Origin of the sequence: Microcoleus sp. Pol7_A1, assembly GCF_036701085.1 — a bacterium.
GTDB classification, from domain to species: Bacteria; Cyanobacteriota; Cyanobacteriia; order Cyanobacteriales; family Microcoleaceae; genus Microcoleus; species Microcoleus asticus.
Genome location: NZ_JAUBQD010000049.1, coordinates 35,957 through 56,511, shown reverse-complemented (window position 1 = coordinate 56,511; position 20,555 = coordinate 35,957). Strand labels below are relative to the sequence as shown.

Genomic DNA, 20,555 nt, shown 5'->3' with positions numbered 1-20,555 from the left:
AATATCTACCAAAATGGAATTATCGTGCAGTTCCGACTATTTAGCAGACGCTAATGTTATTAAATTTTCATTCCTTATTTGTGCTAGAGATGGATGATGCTCCATTGGTGGAGGTGTGAATTGTTTCGTTCGGATGCTGGTGAACTTGATTCGGTTGTAGGATAGCAGCAAGCAATTCGGGGTAGCGCTGTTCTAGATGGTCAATCTTGGCTTTTGCTCCCCACTTTGCGTAAGCATAGTAAGCATCAATTAAATATGGTTTTGCCAGTTTTTCCTTGCCCCATTCTAAGTAGAATTTTGCAGCGAGTTCGTGAGCAACTGCTTCTTCGTTGATGTACTCGTTTTCTTGGGCGAGGGCGATCGCTTTGTCATACATCTCCATCGCTGCGATTTTTTCATCTAAAACCCGATGCCGTTCTGCCTCCACTAAATAGAATTTATGCAAATAATTCATTGGGGCATGATGCGCCCATTTTTGCATTTTTTCTTGATTAGCTCCTACTCTGTCGAGAATGCCCTGTTGCTCGGATTGTGTAGTATCGCCATACACTGCCAGGCGTACTAAAGAATCGTAAAAATGGAGTATAGGAACAAGGGGCAATGATATCACTGCGCCCAAATACTTCTCGGCTATAGCGATATTCTCAATTGCTTCTGAGTAATTTTCAAACCAGTAACTAAGTAAAAGTTTGTTACAATATATGTAGGCAACTCCTATTTTGTCGTTTGCTTGCTGATACAGTGGCAACTTTACCTGTTCATTCCAGACTTCACCCTTTAGAACACAGGGATTGTCACTTTTTTCGAGAAGATTTAAGGTAATCTGCCAATAGATTTCTAGATAATTAAGCGCTGTTTCTTGCTTAATTTTATGAATAGCATCTTTGTTTCTTGCTATCTCTCTTTCAAGGACAGCTAATTCTTTGCCACTAAAGTAAGCAAAATAGGAAGACGCTAATAGACCATAGCTTGCATATTCTAAATCTCCTGTCTCCATTCCGATAGAGTAGACTGACATCAAAGGCTCTAAGGATTCTCTCAGATGCTCTTTCCAATGTCGGATTAATGTATTTACTATGATGACTGTCTTGGCTTTGATTTCTTGAGCATTTAAGTTTGACAATAGACTTAAAGCCAATTGACCAAACTGATAACCTGAATCAATATCTCCGACAATTCCACAAAGAAGAAGACCATAATTGGCATAAGCAAACGGAGAAACCGAAGCATTACCATATTGAACGGATAAATCTATTTGTTTGCACACCGCCAAAGGCACCAGTTCTGGCGTAGCCATGAATGCAGGAGCAAAGATACTTGATAAAAGTCTCATGGCTGCTAATTTATAGGGATCGGTCATTTGAGGCAGATCAATTAAATCCTCAATTCGCCAATCTTTCACCATTGCCGCAGTGTCGGAGAGTGCTTGTCCAATGTCTGACGGAGTTGGCTGTTGGGGAAACTCCACCCCCAAAAGCTTTAGAACTTGTAGACCCGTATTAACTGCTTCTAAGAGTCGGTTCTGCCCCATATAAGCTTGCATCTGGACTTCATACACTTTAATTTTGTCCAGCAGCGAGGTAGCGCGATCTTGGACTAGATCGATGAGTCTCTGCATTCCTTCAATATTACAGTTCAAAAAAGCTGCTTCTGCTGCTTCTGAGTACAGTGATAATGTCATTTCATATTGATTTTGCCAGCTATTTGCTGTCAGTAATTCTCCACCTATTTTGAAGTATTCAACCGCAGCAGAATAAGCAATAGCAGCTTTGGCTTTCTTTCCAGCAACCAGATTCAACCGTGCTAATTGCTCCCGTTCTGCCTCCTGGGTAATTAGCTCAACTCCCACATTTAAGTGGTTGACAATATCAAAGATTCTTTCTTCTCGATCGGCTTCTGGCGTATTATTTAACAGCCGTTGACCGATTTTTAAGTGAGTAGAGCGCTTTTGGTCTTCAGGAATGAGAGAATAGGCTGCTTGTTGGACGCGATCGTGTAAAAACTTATATTTGGGTAATTGGTCGTGGGTAATTGATAATTGGTCAGATTCCTGACCATTACCGATTACCGATTCGCTATTCCCCTCTGCTTGATAAAACTTATAAACTTCGGTAATGGGTAAAATTAGCCCGTCTTGTAGTGCCTTCCATAAAGCTGTTGCGGTTTCTACTGGCGAATTTTCCTTAACAATTGCCAGCGTCGCCAAATCGAACTGATTGCCAATACAAGCAGCTAACTTTAAAACTTCCTGGGTCTGGGTTGGCAACTTTCGCAACTGAAGTGCCATGAATTCTACTACATCATCCGTTAGTGCCAAGGTGCGCACTCTGGCAATATCGCACTGCCAATACCGCTCTTCAAAATTAAATTTAATTAGCCCATCTTCATGCAAAGATTTGAGGAATTGTGTGCTAAAAAATGGATTGCCTTGCGTTTTCTGATAAACGAGTTCTGTCAAAGGCAGAGCCAACGCTGTAGAACAAGCTAGAGTATCGGCAACTAAACAATTTACGTCTGCTTTAGCGAGCGGAGCTAAGGTAATAGTATTCACCTTTGCTTCAGTTTTTTGAATCTCTGCTAAGGTCAGCATCAATGGATGCGCTGGAAACACTTCGTTATCTCGATAAGCTCCAATTAAAAATAGATAGCAGTTATCAATGTCGCTCATCAGCAGTTGCATCAATTTCAATGAGGCTGAGTCTGCCCATTGCAAATCGTCCAAGAAAATTACTAAAGGATGTTCTTTTGTGGTGAATAGCTGAATGAATTTTTCAAACAACAAATTAAAGCGATTTTGCGCGGCACTGCCAGAAAGTTCTGGGACTGGCGGTTGCTGTCCGATAATACGTTCTAGTTCGGGAATTACCTCAACGATTACCTGAGCATTCTCCCCCAATGCTGCCAGGATTTGAATCTTCCACTGCTCTACTTTAGCGTCGCTTTCCGAGAGCAATTGTCCTATTAAATCGCGAAAAGCTTGTACAAAAGCTGAGAAGGGCTGGCTGCGCCCAAATTGGTCGAATTTGCCTTTGATGAAGTAGCCTCGCTGCCTCACAATTGGTTTTTGAACTTCGTTGACAACAGCGGTTTTGCCAATGCCGGAGAAACCGACAACGAGCATCATTTCGGTGCTGCCGGCACTCACGCGCTCAAAGGCCGATAGCAGGGAGAATACTTCGCTTTCTCTACCGTATAATTTTTCTGGGATGATGAAGCGATCGCACAAATCTCGCTGCCCTAAATCAAAGTTAGTCAGTGTCCCTGTCTCTTGCCACTGGCACAAACAAGTTTCTAAGTCGTACTTGAGTCCTAGGGCGCTTTGATAGCGACCTTCAGCATTCTTCGCCATCAGTTTGCTGACAATATCAGACAGTACCAATGGAACACTCTGGTTGACTATTGAGGCTGCCAGTGGCTGTTTGGCGAGGTGGCAGTGTACCAAATCCATTGGGTCATCCGTTTGGAAGGGTAACTTTCCTGTTAGTAATTCGTAGAATGTTACTCCTAGCGAGTAGAAATCTGTGCGGTAATCAATGCCTCGGTTCATTCGCCCAGTTTGTTCGGGAGATATGTAAGGTAAAGTGCCTTCGAGGACGTTGGGATTTTGAATTTCTTGGGTTTCGCGCGGCAGCAGGGAAGCGATGCTCAAATCAATCAGCTTGACTTCTTTGCTGACCGGGTTAATTAGAATGTTGGCGGGCTTGAGGTCTTTATGGATGACTCGGTGGCGATGAAGTCCGTCCAGGGCGTTGGCAATTTGAATCGCAATGGGAAAAAACTCGTTAACGGGCAAGCCTTCTAGAGGTTCGTTGCTAGCGGATGCTAGATTAGCCAGGTAGCTACATAAGGAAATTCCGCCAAAGTCTTCCATCACCAGAGCATAGCGGTTATGATAGCTCTCCAGGCTGTATGCCTTGACAGTGCCGGGGATATTTAAGTTTTTAGCAATTACGTATTGGTTGCGGAAGTGAAGCAGTTCGTTGAAGCTGGGAAAGTTATTTCGCAGTAGTTTGATCGCGACGGGTTGCCCATTTGACGAGCGAATGCCACGATAAACTAGAGTTCGATTTCCTGCGTATATTTGCTCGTTAATGTCATACCCTAGGAAAAGTTTTGCGCTCTTAGTCATATCTACGTATTCCTACTGCTTCTGTCAAGCCTGAAGCTTCTTAGAGTTACTATCTACTATTTTCGCTCGCTCTCCTGTGCTATTCAGTCAAGTACATTTTTCTTAATATACTTTGTGGATCAATTTATGAAAGTGCGAGTTTAAAACAATAGTGGAAGATTTTATGTAAGAGCTGTTGATACTTTAGTTAAGATTAAGTAGAAAATGAATGAGACTAATGCTGATTGAACTACAGCAGATGATTGAAGAGGAATTTAAGAGGCTAATCAGGTACTTAAGAGTATTTTTGAAACCGATACTTGATTGCGATCGCCTATAAAATCTAATCTCTAGTTTACATCATAATTTAATGTCATCCGTACAATTGTACCGGATCTGGATTTAAAGCGGGAAGCAGAGGAAATCGAGTTTCTGCGCCAGATTGCGGATCGCTTGGGAGTCGCCCGATCGCAAGCTGAATTATTTGACCAGATGCCACAACAAGCTGCCAAACTCTCAGAAGTGAATCAGCTATTAAATGCCAAAGTTCAGAAGCGGACAATGAAACTAGCCCAAGTCAATCACCCACTGCAAGCAGAGATTAGAGTTCGTCAACGATCGTCGGGATATCTGGCAATTGAGGCAGCGCCGCGATCGCCATTCGGCTAAGTTTTTTACTTGTCAAGTAATTTCAGGAAATGAATTACTGATTGACATATCCAACTAAATTTGTTGATTCCGGAATTAGTCACTGCAGCAGCAGGCGGAACACCGTTCCTTGAGGCATCGCTAGGCCAACGGACGATCGCCCCGACGCTTTCCGATCGCGCTTTTCATTTCAGTGAGCTAAAAAACTCGCTTGCTGAGCGTCGCAGTGCGTCCAGGAGGGGCAGAAAGCTCTCATCAAGAGGGTTTCTGAGCTTTTGCGTATCATCCTGTCTCTTTTTGCGGAACAGAAATCTTGCTTGTTCTCGAAAGGCGTAAACTTGATGCTCGCGCCACCTATAATGAGAATCGTTATCATTCGCAAATTAGCAATTTTCATGCAAGCGAACTCAGAAGCCACGCCCCACCAAATTGATTTAGCTTTAATCGGCGCTGGGCCCCATGCCCTGACTCTGACATCACACATATTGAAAAAACGCAAGAGCCTCCGGGATAAACTTTTAGCATTCGATCCGAGCGGCGAATGGCTGACTCAGTGGCGGAGGCAATTTGCAGCTTTAGAAATCGAGCACTTGCGATCGCCCGCAGTGCACCATCCAGATCCCAACCCTTATGAATTGCGGAGGTTTGCCGAAAATCGCTCCTCCGAATTGTTCCCCCCCTACGATTTGCCCGGAAGTCGGTTATTTGAGGAATTTTGTGGCGACACAATTAAACGGTGGCAATTGGGCGATCGAGTTATCAAAGCAAAAGTTACCCGCATTCAGCCGAAATCCGGCCGTTTCCGCCTGTGGTTTGAAGACGGAAAAAGTGCGATTGCCCGCCGAGTAATCGTCGCCGCCGGAAGTGGAAAACCGCATTTACCAGCGTGGGTAAATCAAATTCAAACACAGCATCCCGCCGAAAGAATTCGCCACTCCCATCAAGTAGATTTGCGAACTTTGCAATTGCACGGAGAACAAATATTAATTGTCGGCGGCGGACTAACCAGCGGACATTTAGCACTAGGAGCAATTGCCAAAGGAGCCCAAGTCCTGTTAATGACGAGGCGCTATTTCCAAGAAAAACTCTTTGATGCCGAACCCGGTTGGTTGGGACCAAAATACCTCAAAGGATTCGCCGCCGAACCAGATTGTCATTCGCGGTGGGAAACCATTCAACAAGCCCGCAACGGTGGCTCGATGACACCGGAAATTATGACACAGTTGCGGAGGCTCTGCCACAGCCAAAAGCTGACATTTCACGAACAGTGCGAAGTTGTTGGCGTTCGGTGGGAAAATAACAGATGGACTGTTGATTGCAGCGGTGGGGAGACGTTATTTGTCGATCGAATTTGGCTAGCAACCGGCACCAAACTAGACATTGCAGCCGAGCCCATGTTCCAAGAAATGCTAGAAACGCATCCCCTTGAAATAGTTAAAGGTTTGCCAGTCTTAGACAAACACCTGCGTTGGCCCGGATGCGAATTATTTTTGACTGGTGGTTTAGCCGCGCTGCAAGTGGGGCCAGCCGCAAGAAACCTTTCAGGGGCGAGAATGGCGTGCGATCGCATTGTACCGGCGATCGTCAAATCCAGCATTGCACTCTCGCCAGCAATAATTAGTCAGCAATCATTAGTTATCAGTGAGTAGCGATCGGTTATTAGTTAAGCTGTTGTACATTTAAATTGCATATTTCTGGCGTCGGATCAATGAGCCACTCATGGTTTGATTATTTATTGACACACAACTTAAATGCTGAGCGAGCTTATTAGCAAGTTACTTTTTAACTCGCGGGTAATCATAGCAATTTCACAAATTCCTACTACAAACATTGGATTTCTTTACTTATTCCAATACCTGCGCCAGTGAAACAGATTCTCCCATAAATTGCGCGAAAAAGTATTGCTACCCAAGCGCTGCGACTCCCAAAGAGCAGCAGTTTGACCGTTAATTGCCGAAAAACTCGACCAAATATAAGGAAGTTGGGCGATCGCCTCAACCTTCATCCCGTGACGCACAGCCAAAGCGATCGCGTGAATCAACTCAGCAGCTTGCGGCCCCACAATACTCGCTCCCAAAATCTCCCCGTTGCGACGCCCGACAATCTTACAAAAACCCGTTGTATCCCCGGACATTTGAGCTCTTTCAACATTCTTGAAATATTCCCGACAAACAATGAGATCGTCTCCAAAACGGCGCCTTGCTTGGGCTTCAGTCAAGCCAACCCTCGCCAACTGCGGATCGGAAAAAATCGCCCAAGGAATCCCGCGATAATCTATTTGAAACAGGGGCAAAAACAAAGCATTTTTCACAGCAACCGCAGCTTCGTAATTAGCGATGTGAGGGAACGGATAACCCCCAGCAACATCGCCGATCGCATAAATGCGGCGATTAGTTGTTTGCAGCTTTTCATTTAAAATCACCCCGCGAGCGCTGAATTTAACCTTAGCCGCTTCGAGATTTAACGATGAAAAATTGTGCCCTCTACCGGCGGCCAGAAAAATCTCCTCAGCTTCGATCGCCCTTGGCCCAGCTTGAATCCACTTTTTACCCTCAATCACCCTAGCTTGAGTAACCTCAGTAGCAGTGAGAATCCGCACTCCTTCAGCTTCCATTCCAGCTTGCACCAAACCAGCAGCCTCCCGGTCTTCTTTAGCCAAAATGTGCGAACTTTTCACCACCAAAGTGACAGCAACTCCCAGCCGAGCAAAAGTCTGAGCCACTTCGACACCGCTGGGATCTGCGCCGATTACAGCCAAACTTTTAGGCAATTGTGAAAGTTTTGCTAATTCCCCGACAGTTTCCGAAGTAAAAAAGCCAGCCGAGGAAAGTCCTTCAATATTGGGAATCGCCGGCAGAGTTGGACAAGCTAGCAAATAACAGAGCGATCGCAATGAACGCCCGCCCACAACAAAAGCCAAATCCGGTTTCGCAACAAACTCGCCGCTGCCAAAAATAACATCGACTCCGCGAGCAGCTAAAACGCCGAGAGAATCAATTTCTGACAAGTTAGAAACAACACCCTCTGCCCACTTTAGAACCCCGTCAAACCGCAATTCGCTCGGCATGGAGGAATTAGCGACTTCCCAGCGAACCCCTAACTGCTGGCGGCTGATCTGCTGGGCAAAACGAGCAGCCTCCCTCAAAGTTTGGCTGTATCTCAAACCAAGGTCGATCGACTCTTTCCCCCCTGTCGGCAAATCTTGCGAATTACTTAGCGGTTCCACCAAAGCAACGCGGGCCGGGAAATTAGTTGCAGTCAAAGCAGCATAGCGTCCGGCCGGAGTCCCACCAATAATCACTAAATCATAGTCAAGCATAAATAAAGAAGTCAATCGATTTTAGATTTTAGATTTTAGATTTTAGATTTTAGATTCAAGCATTGACCCCACGGATAAATTCGGGGGTTCCTTTATCGGATACAGGTTTTTTATTTCTGGACGGATGAATCCGGGGGCTTGTATCCTGGATGCTTTCGGTCAGTAGTCATTAGTCATTAGTTAGTAGTTTACGACGATCCGCGCGCGGGGTCAGAAACCCGGTTTCTTCCTAGATATTTCGCTGCAAAACCCAATATTTATCATAGAAACCGGGTTTCTTGGGGATGTCCGCTCAAACGACCAATAAAATCGGTTTGTCAACTTTTATTGGTTGTTAATAGTCAACAGTCAACTGACAACTGACAACTGTCAACTGTCAACAGTCAACTGACAACTGTCAACTGTCAGCTAACGAATAACTTCGGCAAGTCCAGCAATCAGTCGCAGATTGTCCGCCCTTGAGCGCACGGCCACCCGAAAAAACCGATCGCCCAACTCAGGAAAACTCAAACAATCCCGAATCAAAATCCGGTGTCGTTCCAACAGACTTTTTTGAATCAAAGAAACCGACATCGACGACTCAACCAACAAGAAATTAGCCGCCCCGGCAAAAGGCTGCAAACCCGGTAAATTAGCCAAACCCTCAAATAGCTCTCGGCGAGCCACAGGCAGCCAATCCCAAGTTTGCCGCTCAAACACAGTATCTCGCACTACAGCAGCAGCAGCAGCAGCAGCCAAAGCATTCACAGGCCAAGGATCGCGCTGCAACTGCCAGCGGGCCAGAATATCGGGATGGGCGATCGCACAGCCCAACCGCAATCCCGGCAGAGAATAGAATTTAGTGAGCGATCGTAAAATCACCAAATTCGGAAACTCCTCAACAGCATCGATCAAAGTTTCCTGCTCAGAAGGCGGTAGAAAGTCCATAAAGGCCTCATCTACCACCACCATACCTAACTGCTTCACATAAGGCAAAATCGCCTCCCTATCAAACAGCAAACCCGTAGGATTGTGCGGGTTGTTCAGGAGTAAACCTCGATCGGCATCGAGAGCAAGAGGAACCGGGAGATGGAAAGAAGGGGAGACAAGGGAACGGTTAGAAACCGACAAATCATCCGTTTCTAACGGGCGAACAGGCTCCGCGTCCAACAATTGGAGATCCAAAGGACATTTGAGCACCTTCCCCCCGAAAGCCGAAAGAGCCCGCCAGTAATCGCCAAAAGCCGGAGTCACCAAATAAGTCGCCTCCAGCTTCGACAAATCCCAAGCTGCCCAAGTCAACAATTCCGCCGAACCATTCCCCGGCAAAATCCAATCCGGGTCAACATTCAAAGCCTCACCCAAAGCAGTCCTGAGCTCTCCATAATCCGGGTCTGGGTAAGCCGTCAGACTGCTCAAGTGTGCTTGAATCGCATCCAGGGCCGACTCAGGAGGGCCCAAAGGACTGATACTCGCAGAAAAATCGAGAATAGCAGAGGGAGGGCAGCCTGCCAGTGCGGCTGCCCAAGCTAAATTCCCACCGTGTACAGGTCTAATCAAGACTCAGTTCGCCAGTTATTCCGCGTTTTTCGGCGGTGCAACTCTGTCCTTAAACAACTTCCCTGCGGAAAATGCAGGAACTCGGGTTGCTGGGATTTCCATCTTGTCGCCAGTTTTGGGATTGCGACCCTCGCGGGCTTTGCGTTCCCGCGATTCAAACGAGCCAAAACCGACCAGCGTCACCTTGTCGCCGTCGGAGACAGCTTCCATGATTGCTTCCAAGGCTGCACTCAAAACAGCATCTGCCTGTTTTTTAGTGACACTAGCCTTTTCCGCCACTACATCAACCAATTCACCTTTGTTCATTGCGCACTCCTTCAGGGTTTGCAAAATACGTCAAACAGAGTTCAACTATTAGCTGTGAGTTATCAACTGCATGGGGGTGTGGCTTGGGAGGTTTGGGTTGTTCCCTTTGGCTCCTGTCCGCTTCCCCAATTCAAAACTCCTGCTGAATACTAATTACCCTAGGGTAATTGGTCAGAAAAGGAATTTTTGTTTCTAATTGCTGAAAACCCCACAGCATCTAATTTTCACTGCATTATTCTAAAGTCTTGCCGACCGTTATGGATCGGTGGAACCTTTAATTTATATGGAACTTGGCAACTTTTTAGAATTAATACCCAAAATTAGGTAAAAAAATACCACTTTGGAGAGAAGATTTCTCGCCTCGGTGGATGTGCTCTCTGAAAACAATGAAAAACCGAAAGAATAAAATGTCATTTGTCAAGGGCTAAAGGAAAAGTTTTTTCCTTCTTCCTTCTTCATTTCCTGCTCTTTCCTTCCCCCGTGGGGCAGGGCTGTTTCATTCTCCCGAAACCCGCTAGGGACTGAAGTCCCTGTCTCATAGCTGAAGTCGTCTGAAGACGACTGAAAGAGTCATGTCTAGTCCTCTAAAAGAGGACTAATGAGTTCTAAAGTCCTCTTTTAGAGGACTTTAGCTTTGAGGCAGGGGTTTCAACCCCTGTCGGACTGAGGGGAAAGAGCGTCAAGTTGACACCAATGCCCTCTTCCCTCTTCCTTCGCTCTACTGCCTCGGCTGGACGGGCTGGCTGCGCTGCAACAGTTGGCGCGCGTCGGGACTGATGTTGTTTTGGTAGCCAAAGTTCGATCGATCGCTATCATCCAAAATCTGCGGAGTCAGCAATACAATCACTTCCGCCCGCTGGTTGGTCTTAGTGGTTCTCCTGAACAAGGAACCAATTATCGGCAAATCTCCTAAAATTGGAATCTTGCTCGCTTCAATCTGTTCATTGTCGCTGATAATCCCCGAAACAATCAAAGTCTGGCCGTCCCGCAGGCGGATTAGCCCCGATTGCAAAGATCGCTCAGTAAGCAGTCTGATCTGATTGGTGTTATTACCGGTAGTGACGAGGTTTTGAGGTACGCCGATTCCCCTGACGATCGGGTTCACCCGCAGAGAGACAAAACCGTTGTCGTCCACTCGATCGATCGCCACCCCCAACTGCAAACCAGCCCTGTCTTTGACTGCCGTCACCGTTGTGTTACTTGTATTTCCGGTAGTCTGCGTTTCCGACGTGATGTTACTAAGCACCTCTTGAGTAATATTCACATTCGCCGTTTCCCCTTCTTGGACAACCAGAGTCGGATCTGTCAGAATTTTGGCATTCTGGGTGAGAATCTGTGCCTGCAAAGTAGACAGGAACCTCCTGGGATATTGGAAAAGCGGGAACAAGCCGAAAGTCGCACTTCCCACAGAGGTTAGCTCCCCAGTGGTTAAGTCTCTCTCAAACGGCTCGTAATCGGTAATCCCAACTCGCCTAGGGTCATCAGTAATCGGCGCTGTCGGCTGCACGAACAACCCGCCGCCGGGTGCTGTCAGCGGTACGTTAAGTAGCCTGCCGTTCGGATCGTAGAAAGGCTCCCCGATTACTGGGTTGCCGACGATCGGTCGATTAGTTAGGCCCCCAACAGCAGCGTCCCTACTGGGCGGATTGATGCCACCAAAATTGAGACTTGCCGCCCCGCCGTCATTGACAAAGAAATTGTTATTAATTCCGAAAGAGAAACTGCTGTTAGCGGTGTTGTTTCCCGACAAGTTGATATCGATCACCTTGACGTTGACAGCCACTTGACGGCGGCGCAAATCTAGCTGCGTCAAGAAAGCCACAGCCATGTCAACCTTGCGCGGGTCGCCCACCAAAGTGATGGAATTGAGCCGAGAATCCGCTAGCACTGACAGTCCCCTCAGCAAGAGCGGCCCGGTGCCTTCCCTAGCGCCGATCGCCTTAATGTCCGGTTCCCTAATTTCCACATCCCGCGCAGCATTTCCCTGGCCCACGCTTTGAATCGTCACCCGAGTAATCGGCAGTTGAGTTTCCGCGCCTTGAGCGCTCAAAAAGTTAGCTGCATCCGTAGACCGAACTTGATTGAGCCGCAGAGTCCGAATGATAATATTGCGCGAGTCGATCGGCAAGCTAGTCCCTACAAAAATCGTCCGCCCTTGGCGGTTAGCTTGCAGCCCGCTAATCCGCAGCACGTAGTTGAAAACATCTTGCACCGACTCATTTTCGATGTCCAAGGAAATCTTCGGCCCTTCATCGGAGCCTGTCGTTCCCGGTGCAGCCGCGGGTTGGCCGGGTTGACCGGGTGCCCCGCCGCCTGTAAAAGCGATGTTCAATCCCGCAGCGCGGGCCAGCAGAGCCAAAACGTCCCGGACTGGGGCATCCCGCAACACCAAGCGGGGGATGCGTTCTCCCGAACTCAGTTCAATATTTCCCACGCCGGGGGCGATGTTAGACACCGCGATATCTCCCAAGGGGGGAGCCACGGCCCGCGGTTGGAAAGGCGGCGCCTGATTTGTCTGAGATTGAATCTCGCTGGGGAGGGGCGGACGATCGTTTCTGGTAACAGTAACTTCGGGATTTGGCAGCAGCACGCCTGGGTTTTGCGACGTGCGAATTTGGGGAGCCGGTCGGGGAGCTGTTTGGCTCAGTGGCAGTCCCGGAGGCGGCGGAGGTGCAGTTTGGGCAGACTGTGCAGTCCCGCCCTGTCCGGCAACGCTGAGGACGATGCTTTGGCCTTGTCCCGGAACAATTTGTCCGTTGGGAACTCCGTTGGTGCCCGCCACCACAACGCGGATGCTGTTAGCCTCTACCTGGCTGATTTCTACTGAAGAAATTCCCGGGGCGGGGTTATCTTGACGGAAGCTGTTGCCTTGTGGCAAGCGAAGCTGGGTGTTAATAATTGTGGCTTGGTAAGTATTGCCGTTATTGATGGCGAAAACTTGCGGGCGATCGCCCTTTTCCGTAGCTAGGACAATATTTACCCCATTATTGCCTTGACTTACTTGCACTCCTGTGACTTGAGTCGGCACTGCCAAGACGGGGGCTTGGGCGATGATAACTCCTGCAGCGCTGCATAAGAGTCCTCCACTTAACCGTAGATGCTGTTTCACGTTCTCTCCTCAACTACACTTTGTTATTTGTTGTTAGCAGTCTTTTGTCGCTAGCTGCTAAACTGACTGAAATATTCTCGATTCGATTTTGAAAGGAGAAGTTATGCCCTTTTCGATTTTAGATTTTCGATTAGGAATAACTGATGATATAAGGGTTAGAAGCTATCCTACAGTTTCATTATTTTTTGGAACTGATATTAGAATAAATTCGGTCTGAAACCGAATTTTTGAGTGCCATATAATAAATTATTTGATGGCATTCCTAATTTTTTGACTTCTACCTTCAATCTTCAAAGTTCTACCTTCTGCCTTCTCCATTTTTGTGAAATAGCGACTTGGGAATAATAGCTAATATCCGCCAAACAACCGCTACTTAGCAACAGGACTCGGAGCCGCAATTGGCGCTTTTTCTTCTTGCTTTAATGGCAGCAGCGCGTGCAAGTCAAAAGCAGTTTTAATTTTAGTTGGCGGCTGCTCCACAGGAACTATTTTCCCTTTCAAAAAGTCAACTTCAATTGCCTGATTTGATGCTAGCAATTCAGATTTCAAATTCCTCACTACCAACAGCGACTGCATCAACTCCAAGTTACGCATAAAATTGCGGGTTTGAGCGAAAGTCCCTTCAAACTCTACCTTAAATTTTTTGCGTCTGAGCTTGCCAGCCAGGGACGGCCCGAAGGATGTATCGGCCAGAATATCTGGGTCTGGAGCTCCCGGCGCGGCCGTTGCTGCTGCTGGCGGGATATCCGGCTCAAATTTGGTAATTTTAGCCTTGAGGTCATCTCCTTGCACGCCGGCGTTGATTCTATTAACCAGTTGGGTCATGTCCAGCAAAAGCGTGTTGGCGCTGGCGTCGCTGGCAAACATTGCCGTCACGTTGGCGCGGCGCTGTTTTGCTTCTTCTTGCTTTGCTTCTGCTTCTGCCTTTCTTTGAATTTGAGTTTGCAATTGCAGTTGCGTTTGCTTGCTTTCGCTAAGTTTTTGCTTGAATTCGCCGCTTTTTTGGAATTCGGGCAGTACGAACTGGTAGCCGAGGTAGCCGGCAATTCCGAGACCTAGAACCGCGACGCCGATTGCTTGGACTTGGGGCGTCAGCTTAATCCCGAATATTTCCTTAGCTGAGGACTCTTCTGCTTTTCCGCCGCTGGGAATAAACTCATTTGCTGCTGTCATTGTTTTTTCACCTCTGGTTTTTGTGGTTCTAGCACTCCTTTTTCTTGAAGTGTTTCTATCCGTATTGCTAGCCCGTCTGCTTGCTTGCTCCGCAGCTCGGGGAGCAACTCGGAGGCTCCCGTCGGGCTGAGCGTTGTTTCAATTTTATATTCCACCACCGGCCGCAGTTTGGGAAGTTCTGCTGGTGCTGCTGCGTTTTGGTTGCGCACTTGTAATTGTGCGGGGTTGTTTTTTAATGTGGCCGCTACCAGTTTGGTATCGGTGTTGAGGAAGAAAGGAGAGCGCTGGACTAGCAACATAAAGTCGTTAACTTGAGCAAAGGTACTGGCTATCCCTGAAATTTGTACTTTTGCTGCCTGCGGCGGCGGAACGACGGGGGCGGGAGCAGCAGCCGGGGTGGGGCTGGCTGGAGACGGACTCGCCCCTGGGGAGGCAGCGGGAGTTGCTGCGGGGGGAGGGGGTGCTGCTGCAACGGGGGACGGACTGGGGTCGATTTGCTCGATTTTGGCAATTTGCACGCCCGCCGGAGTGCGGGCACTCAGGTCTTGCAGCATCGCCGACCAAGGTTTAATTTGGTCGAATACTCCGGCTAATGCTTTGTATTCGGCGGTAACTTGGTCGGTTTCGGCGTTGATGGCTTTGATGGTGTTGGCTTGAGTGTTTAACTTTGCCAGTTCTTCGTCGATGGTTGCTTGTTGTGCGGCCAAGTTGGTATTGTCGTTAGTCGCCCACCACCAAGCGCCCATGACTGCGGCGTTGAGGCCGAAGGCAAACAGCAGCGCCCCAATTAGGGGCAGTTGGTCTTTGGCTCCACCGGAACTTTTTTTAGCTGAGCTTTTGGCTGCTGCGACAGGTTTGTAGTCCGGCCGATCGTTGAGAAAATTAATATCTAGGCTGTACATGGCTTCACTCGATTTTATAGCAGAAGGAAGAAGGTAGAAGGCACAAGGTAGAAGGTAGAAGGTAGAAGGTAGAAGGTAGAAGGTAGAAGTAAGAAGGAATCGACCGCTTATGTTTCAGCAATTAAGAAGGTCCTAACTGTCTTGGCTGTTGCTATAGATTTAAATTTGAAATTTTAGATTTTTGACAGAACCCAAGATTGCTGGTACAAGTGAAGGATTTATTTAGGGAAGAAAGAAACAACTTTCTTCCTTCTACTGAAGGAATGGGCTGCTTCTACCTCAGAGATATTCTACCTTTTACCTTCTACCTTCTACCTCCAATATTCTACCTTCTGCTTTCTGCCTTCTTCTTTGGGCAGGGGTTTTTACCTAAAATTCTCAAATCGGTTTTTCTCCGACCTAAAACTGTTAGGTCACATCACCTCCCTCAGTCCTAAACCTAGGGCGACTCCTAAACCTGCTCGCTGTTCTGGGGTAATTTCTTCGCTGATTTCGAGTCCTAGGGTTTCGATGGGATCGACTTGAGATGCCGGCAAGCTTAATCTTTGCATGAAAAATTCGTCTAGTTTGCCGATCGCAGCTCCAGGACCCGCTAGCAGCAGTTGCGCTACTTCAAGTTCTTCGCTCTGGTTGAGGTAAAAGTCTACTGAGCGGCGCAGTTCGTCTGCTAGTTCTCCCAATACTTTAATCATCGCATTTGTGCCGGGATTGGCGTCTCCAGACGCGCCCATTGTATCTGTGACTGGCAGAGTCATGCCTTGCAGTTCGCTGGTGTCTCTGGTTGGCGGCAGGTTCATAGCTTGGTTGAGGGCGGTCTGGATTTGGTAGGTGCCGATCGGGATGGTACGGTTGAACTGAGGTATGCCGTCCACTACTATAGCTAACTCGGTGCTGTCAAATTCTATGGCGGTGAGAACTGCTGCTTCTTGGGAGGAAAATTGTTGCAGTTGTTCTTTGAGGGTGCGGATTAGGGCAAAGCTGGTTACTTCTAGTACGTCTATAATCAGTCCGGCTTCTTTGAAGGTTTCGATGTATGTGTCGGTAACTTCTCTGCGGGTTGCTACTAACACGACTTGCACTTTTTCTACTCCGTCGTCATCTACAAAAAGGCCTATTTTTTGATAGTCTACGTCGGCGTCTTCTCTGGGAAACGGCAAGTACAGTCCTGCTTCTGCGTTCATGTAATCCCGCAGTTCTTCTTCGTTGAGCTCTGCGGGAACTGGGATGAGGCGGATGACGGCTTCGCGGCCGGGAATGGCTGTGGCTACTCGCTTGGCTTTGATTTTGTTTTCGGCGAGGACGGCTTTTATTAGTTCTGCCATTCCTGGCGGATCGACTATTTGTCCTTCTTGTACATAGTCTTCTGGAACTTCTATTGAGGCTAGGATGCCTAATTTTAATGCCTGAGCTTTCTTTTCGAGCTGAATGATGTTGATGCGGTCTGGGGCTATTTCGATCCCGATTCCTGGCTGGCGTTGGGAAAGTAGACCTTTGAAAAAGTTAACCATGTGATTGGGTCGCCGGTAATTGCTATTTTTTTCTTTTGTAGTTGGCCAGCCTGATTCAGCGCGCCCGGTGTTGGAGGGTTGGTTTCCAACTGCCGCAAGAGTGCTGCAATCTCGGTATCCCGCCGTAGCTGCGCAGATCCGTCTGTGTTGCGCGATCGCTAGTTCCGATTTTATGCTATCCAATTTACTTGACAATAGCTATTCTGCTGCGAATGTCAATAAATTCCAGCTCGATCGACCGAAAACCTGCCGATTCTGCAAAAAAACAGACTATCTCGCTCCTGGGCCCAGGTACAAAACTCTGTTACGGACTCGATCGCGCTTGATTCGGGCGATCGCTTTTTTCTCTAACGGTTCCCATAACTCTCAAATTTTATTCTATGAAACGTAAATCTTGGCAACTGTTTGCTGTTTTTGGGCTGGTGGGGCTGCTGCTGGCTGCGGTGGTGAGTTGCAGCAAGCCGGCTGTTAATTCCCAGGCAAATAATACGCAGGAAATCGAGTTCTGGACTATGCAACTTCAACCTCAGTTTACTGAGTATTTCAACAAGACGATCGCCGGTTTTGAAGCAGAAAATCCGGGGGTAAAGGTGCGTTGGGTGGACGTTCCTTGGTCGGCTATGGAAAGCAAGATTTTGGGCGCGGTTTCGGCGAAAACTGCGCCGGATGTGGTGAACCTGAATCCCGATTTTGCTTCGCTGTTGGCGGGACGCAATGCTTGGCTGGATTTGGATTCTCGGATTCCGCAGCAAGTTCGATCGCTCTATCTCCCAAATATCTGGAAAGCTAGTATGCTCGACGGCAAGAGTTTTGGCATTCCTTGGTATCTCACGACTGGGGTGACAATTTACAATACGGAGTTGTTGAAGAAGGCTGGAATTGCTAAGCCTCCTGCTACCTATGCCGAGTTGGCAACTGTTGCCAAGCAGGTGAAGGAAAAGACTGGTAAGTTTGCTTTTTTTGTGACTTTTGTGCCGGAAGATTCGGCGGAAGTTTTGCAATCTTTCGTGCAGATGGGTGTGCCTTTGGTGGATGCTAAAGGCAAGGCTGCTTTTAATACTGCTAAGGGGAAAGCTGTTTTTCAGTATTGGGTGGATTTGTACAAGAACGGACTTTTGCCGCAGGATGTTTTGGTGCAGGGACACCGCAGGGCGATCGAGCTTTATCAAGCTGGGGAAACTACTTTTTTAGCTTCCGGGCCTCAGTTTTTGAAGGCGATTGCTGAGAATGCGCCGAGTATTGGTGCTGTTTCGGCTGCTGCGCCTCAAATTACGGGGGAAACAGGCAAGAAGACTGTGGCGGTGATGAATTTGGTTGTGCCCCGCGACAGCAAGCGCCCTGATGATGCTGTCAAGTTTGCTCTGTATGTCACTAATGCTCAAAATCAGTTGGCTTTTGCAAAGGCTGCTAATGTTTTGCCTTCTACGGTTGAGGCTTTGCAGGACGATTATTTTAAGAACGTTCCGACTGATGCTCCCGCAGCCGATCGAGCTCGCGTTGTTAGTGCTTCTGGCTTGAGTTCCGCCGAGCTATTGATTCCGCCTTTGAAGGATGTTAAGAAGCTGCAAAAGGCGATTTATGACAATTTGCAGGCGGCAATGTTGGATGAGAAGTCGGTAGACCAAGCTGTGGCTGATGCGGCTAAGGCTTGGGATCAAAGGTAGTTTTTAATTGAAGCTGGGGCGGAATTTTTTTTGATCTCGCCCCTTGCTTTTTTGGGCGACTTGACGTATTATTAAATAATGGAAATCTGTGTCGCCATATATAAACAGATATCAGCTTTTAAGTTATTATCGAAGGATGAAATTACCGCCTCTTCAAAAGGCGGAGTCAGAAGAGAAAACTCGATAGGTCAAGCTCGACTACTTGAGAGGTAAATATTTGTTGATAAGAACGATCGCTCATCCCAGAAACCGGGTTTCTTTATCCCGTGCGATCGCCTTTCTCCATTCAGCTTGATTGAGGATTTCTACAAAAATAGCCTAAATTCCTCAAATATTCATGAATTTGACTCGTGTTAAAATCAAAGTTTAGATCGGAATAGGAGAAAATTCTTATGCCAGCGATGACACTCAAAGATTTAAACCACGTTCAAACCCTTTTTTCCGAAGCTGGTTTAGATTACCAAATTGAACTAGAAGACGGGATAATTTCAGTTATGGGGCCATCAGACATCGTATCCAGTGAAATCAGTAGCCGTCTCATCGCCTTTCTTTTCGCTTGGATAAATCCCCGTCGCTTGGGGAGAGTCTTTGACTCCGCAGGCGGTTTCATCATGCCGGATACGAATGTCAAAGCACCGGATGTTTCTTTTGTGCGCGCCGCCCGCTTGCGCCAAAGTCCGCGTTATTTTGGAGAACTTGTCCCCGATTTGGTGGTTGAGATTAAATCTCAGAGCGATCGCATTAAGCTTATAGAAACCAAGGTTTTGAAGTTTATAGAATTGGGTGCGATCGTCGGAATTCTGATCGATCCTGATGAAGAAACAGTGACTATTTATCGCTTTACAGGTGAACCGACTGTTTTAGGAAATGGCGATATCTTAACAGTAGCAGAACTTTTTCCCGGTTGGGAATTGCCCGTTTCGGAATTGTGGCCTCCTATCTTTACGGAGGAAGAAACACAATTCTGATGCGTTTAAACTTGGGATTGTTGTTGTTGCAGAAAATAGCCGACGAGATAAAGCGAACCGCAAAGAATTGTTAGGTTGTCACCTGTAACAGCAGCGTCTAACGCCGTTGTTAAGTCGGGGAAGGCTTGACAGAGAGTTATTTCGGGGCAGATAATTTGAGCGAGGGTGGCTAATTCTGCGGGGAATGATGAGTTTTGATCGGGTACGGGTACTAAGTAAAGTCGATCGCCCTTTTTGAGTAATGCTTTCAAAATATCATCGCAGTCTTTAGTCGCAAGAATCCCGATTACCCAGTTAATCGGTGACGGGTGATTGTTCAGGCGATCGACATATTCACGCAGGGCGATAGCTGCGGCTGGGTTGTGCGCGCCGTCAATTAATATATTGCGGTTTTTCCAAGTTGTCGGCTGGAGTCTTCCGGGCCATTGGGTTTTGGCGATACCGTTTGCGATGGCGGTTGGGGATATTTGCCATCCTTGGTTTTGGAGAGTTTGCAAAGTTGCGATCGCAATTGCTGAATTCATTAGTTGAATTTTTCCCAGCAGCGGCAATTGATATTTTATTTTAACCGGATTTTGATTTAACTGATATTCTGCGAATCCTTGTCCTAAATCTATTGCTGGTTTTACCCAAATTGCCGGACAGTCTAATTCTTGAATGCGTTTTTCTACTACTATTCTAGCTGATTCTGGCAATTCTCCGATCACTGCCGGACATTTTGCTTTAAGAATTCCGGCTTTTTCCCCAGCAATATCGGCGAGGGTGGGGCCGAGTATTTGCCAGTGTTCGAGGCTGATGGATGTGATGGCGCTGGCGAGTGGTATTTCGCAAACATTAGTCGCGTCTAATCTTCCGCCCAATCCAGTTTCTATGACTGCAATATCTGCTTTTTGTTCGGCGAAATACAGCCAAGCTGCGGCGGTGATTATTTCAAATTGAGTGGGAGTTTCGGTGTTGTTTTCGGTGGCGGCGACAACTCGTTCTAGACACTGTTGCAATTCTGTTGGGGAAATCGGTTTTTGGTTGATGCAAATTCTTTCTGTCCAATCGATTAGGTGCGGGGATGTGTAGCGCCCAACTCGATAGCCTGCTTCTGTTAGTACGGAAGAGACATAAGCGCAAACGGAACCTTTGCCATTGGTGCCGGCAATGTGGATAATGGGTACTTGTTGGTGGGGGTTGTCTAGTTTTTGGAGAAGTTGGTGAATTCTTTCTAAGCCGAGATGGACGCCGAAATGTTGGTAAGATTGAAGGATGGATTCTGCATTCATTGAGGATTATTGGATTTTTTAACGAATCGCGAAGGCGCGA

General features: G+C 47.4%; 14 protein-coding genes. 5 read left to right on the top strand and 9 right to left on the bottom strand.

The window, feature by feature from the left end; translation table 11 throughout:
* Positions 1 to 67 precede the first annotated feature (67 nt).
* Positions 68 to 4,129, bottom strand: coding sequence for a serine/threonine-protein kinase PknK (locus tag QUA20_RS23485; RefSeq protein ID WP_333191582.1), 4,062 nt, complete (start codon positions 4,127 to 4,129; stop codon positions 68 to 70).
* 432 nt (positions 4,130 to 4,561) lie between these two features.
* Here QUA20_RS23485 and QUA20_RS23480 point away from each other — a divergent pair, with 432 nt between their 5' ends.
* The gene (locus tag QUA20_RS23480; RefSeq protein WP_333191580.1) at positions 4,562 to 4,777 is read left to right on the top strand and encodes a hypothetical protein; all 216 of its coding nucleotides are present in this window, start codon (positions 4,562 to 4,564) and stop codon (positions 4,775 to 4,777) included.
* Between the two features lie 338 nt (positions 4,778 to 5,115).
* Positions 5,116 to 6,405 (top strand): FAD/NAD(P)-binding protein, encoded by a 1,290-nt coding sequence (locus QUA20_RS23475; protein WP_445304702.1) that lies wholly within the window; start codon positions 5,116 to 5,118, stop codon positions 6,403 to 6,405.
* Positions 6,406 to 6,596: 191 nt separating this feature from the next.
* Here the strand turns inward: QUA20_RS23475 and QUA20_RS23470 are convergent, their stop codons facing one another.
* The 7 genes from QUA20_RS23470 to pilM form a co-directional block, all read right to left on the bottom strand.
* Positions 6,597 to 8,090 (bottom strand): NAD(P)/FAD-dependent oxidoreductase, encoded by a 1,494-nt coding sequence (locus QUA20_RS23470; RefSeq protein WP_333191578.1) that lies wholly within the window; start codon positions 8,088 to 8,090, stop codon positions 6,597 to 6,599.
* 393 nt (positions 8,091 to 8,483) lie between these two features.
* Complete coding sequence (gene cobD, locus QUA20_RS23465; RefSeq protein WP_333191577.1) at positions 8,484 to 9,614, bottom strand: threonine-phosphate decarboxylase CobD; 1,131 nt, start codon at positions 9,612 to 9,614, stop codon at positions 8,484 to 8,486.
* A gap of 15 nt (positions 9,615 to 9,629) precedes the next feature.
* Positions 9,630 to 9,920, bottom strand: a complete 291-nt coding sequence (locus tag QUA20_RS23460) for an HU family DNA-binding protein (RefSeq protein WP_172186158.1) — start codon at positions 9,918 to 9,920, stop codon at positions 9,630 to 9,632.
* Positions 9,921 to 10,638: 718 nt separating this feature from the next.
* Complete coding sequence (locus QUA20_RS23455) at positions 10,639 to 13,029, bottom strand: AMIN domain-containing protein (protein WP_333191574.1); 2,391 nt, start codon at positions 13,027 to 13,029, stop codon at positions 10,639 to 10,641.
* Positions 13,030 to 13,398: 369 nt separating this feature from the next.
* Entirely contained in the window at positions 13,399 to 14,202 is an 804-nt protein-coding gene (locus tag QUA20_RS23450) for a pilus assembly protein PilO (RefSeq protein ID WP_333191572.1), read from the bottom strand.
* The gene (locus QUA20_RS23445) at positions 14,199 to 15,104 is read right to left on the bottom strand and encodes a PilN domain-containing protein (protein WP_172186161.1); all 906 of its coding nucleotides are present in this window, start codon (positions 15,102 to 15,104) and stop codon (positions 14,199 to 14,201) included. The genes QUA20_RS23450 and QUA20_RS23445 overlap by 4 nt, the downstream gene beginning before the upstream one ends.
* A 413-nt stretch (positions 15,105 to 15,517) precedes the next feature.
* Positions 15,518 to 16,612, bottom strand: coding sequence for a type IV pilus assembly protein PilM (pilM, locus tag QUA20_RS23440; protein WP_333191571.1), 1,095 nt, complete (start codon positions 16,610 to 16,612; stop codon positions 15,518 to 15,520).
* 172 nt (positions 16,613 to 16,784) lie between these two features.
* Here pilM and QUA20_RS23435 point away from each other — a divergent pair, with 172 nt between their 5' ends.
* The 3 genes from QUA20_RS23435 (at position 16,785) to QUA20_RS23425 (ending at position 19,244) form a co-directional block, all read left to right on the top strand.
* Positions 16,785 to 17,003: a hypothetical protein gene (locus QUA20_RS23435; RefSeq protein ID WP_333191569.1), complete on the top strand. Its 219-nt coding sequence runs from the start codon at positions 16,785 to 16,787 to the stop codon at positions 17,001 to 17,003.
* A complete protein-coding gene (locus QUA20_RS23430; RefSeq protein ID WP_333191567.1) occupies positions 16,993 to 18,276 on the top strand; it encodes a sugar ABC transporter substrate-binding protein in 1,284 nt (427 codons plus the stop codon). The genes QUA20_RS23435 and QUA20_RS23430 overlap by 11 nt, the downstream gene beginning before the upstream one ends.
* 392 nt (positions 18,277 to 18,668) lie before the next feature.
* The gene (locus tag QUA20_RS23425; RefSeq protein WP_333191566.1) at positions 18,669 to 19,244 is read left to right on the top strand and encodes a Uma2 family endonuclease; all 576 of its coding nucleotides are present in this window, start codon (positions 18,669 to 18,671) and stop codon (positions 19,242 to 19,244) included.
* Positions 19,245 to 19,249: 5 nt separating this feature from the next.
* On the opposite strand, the gene QUA20_RS23420 is transcribed toward QUA20_RS23425, so the two are convergent.
* The gene (locus QUA20_RS23420; RefSeq protein ID WP_333191565.1) at positions 19,250 to 20,515 is read right to left on the bottom strand and encodes a folylpolyglutamate synthase/dihydrofolate synthase family protein; all 1,266 of its coding nucleotides are present in this window, start codon (positions 20,513 to 20,515) and stop codon (positions 19,250 to 19,252) included.
* Between the last annotated feature and the right edge of the window lie 40 nt (positions 20,516 to 20,555).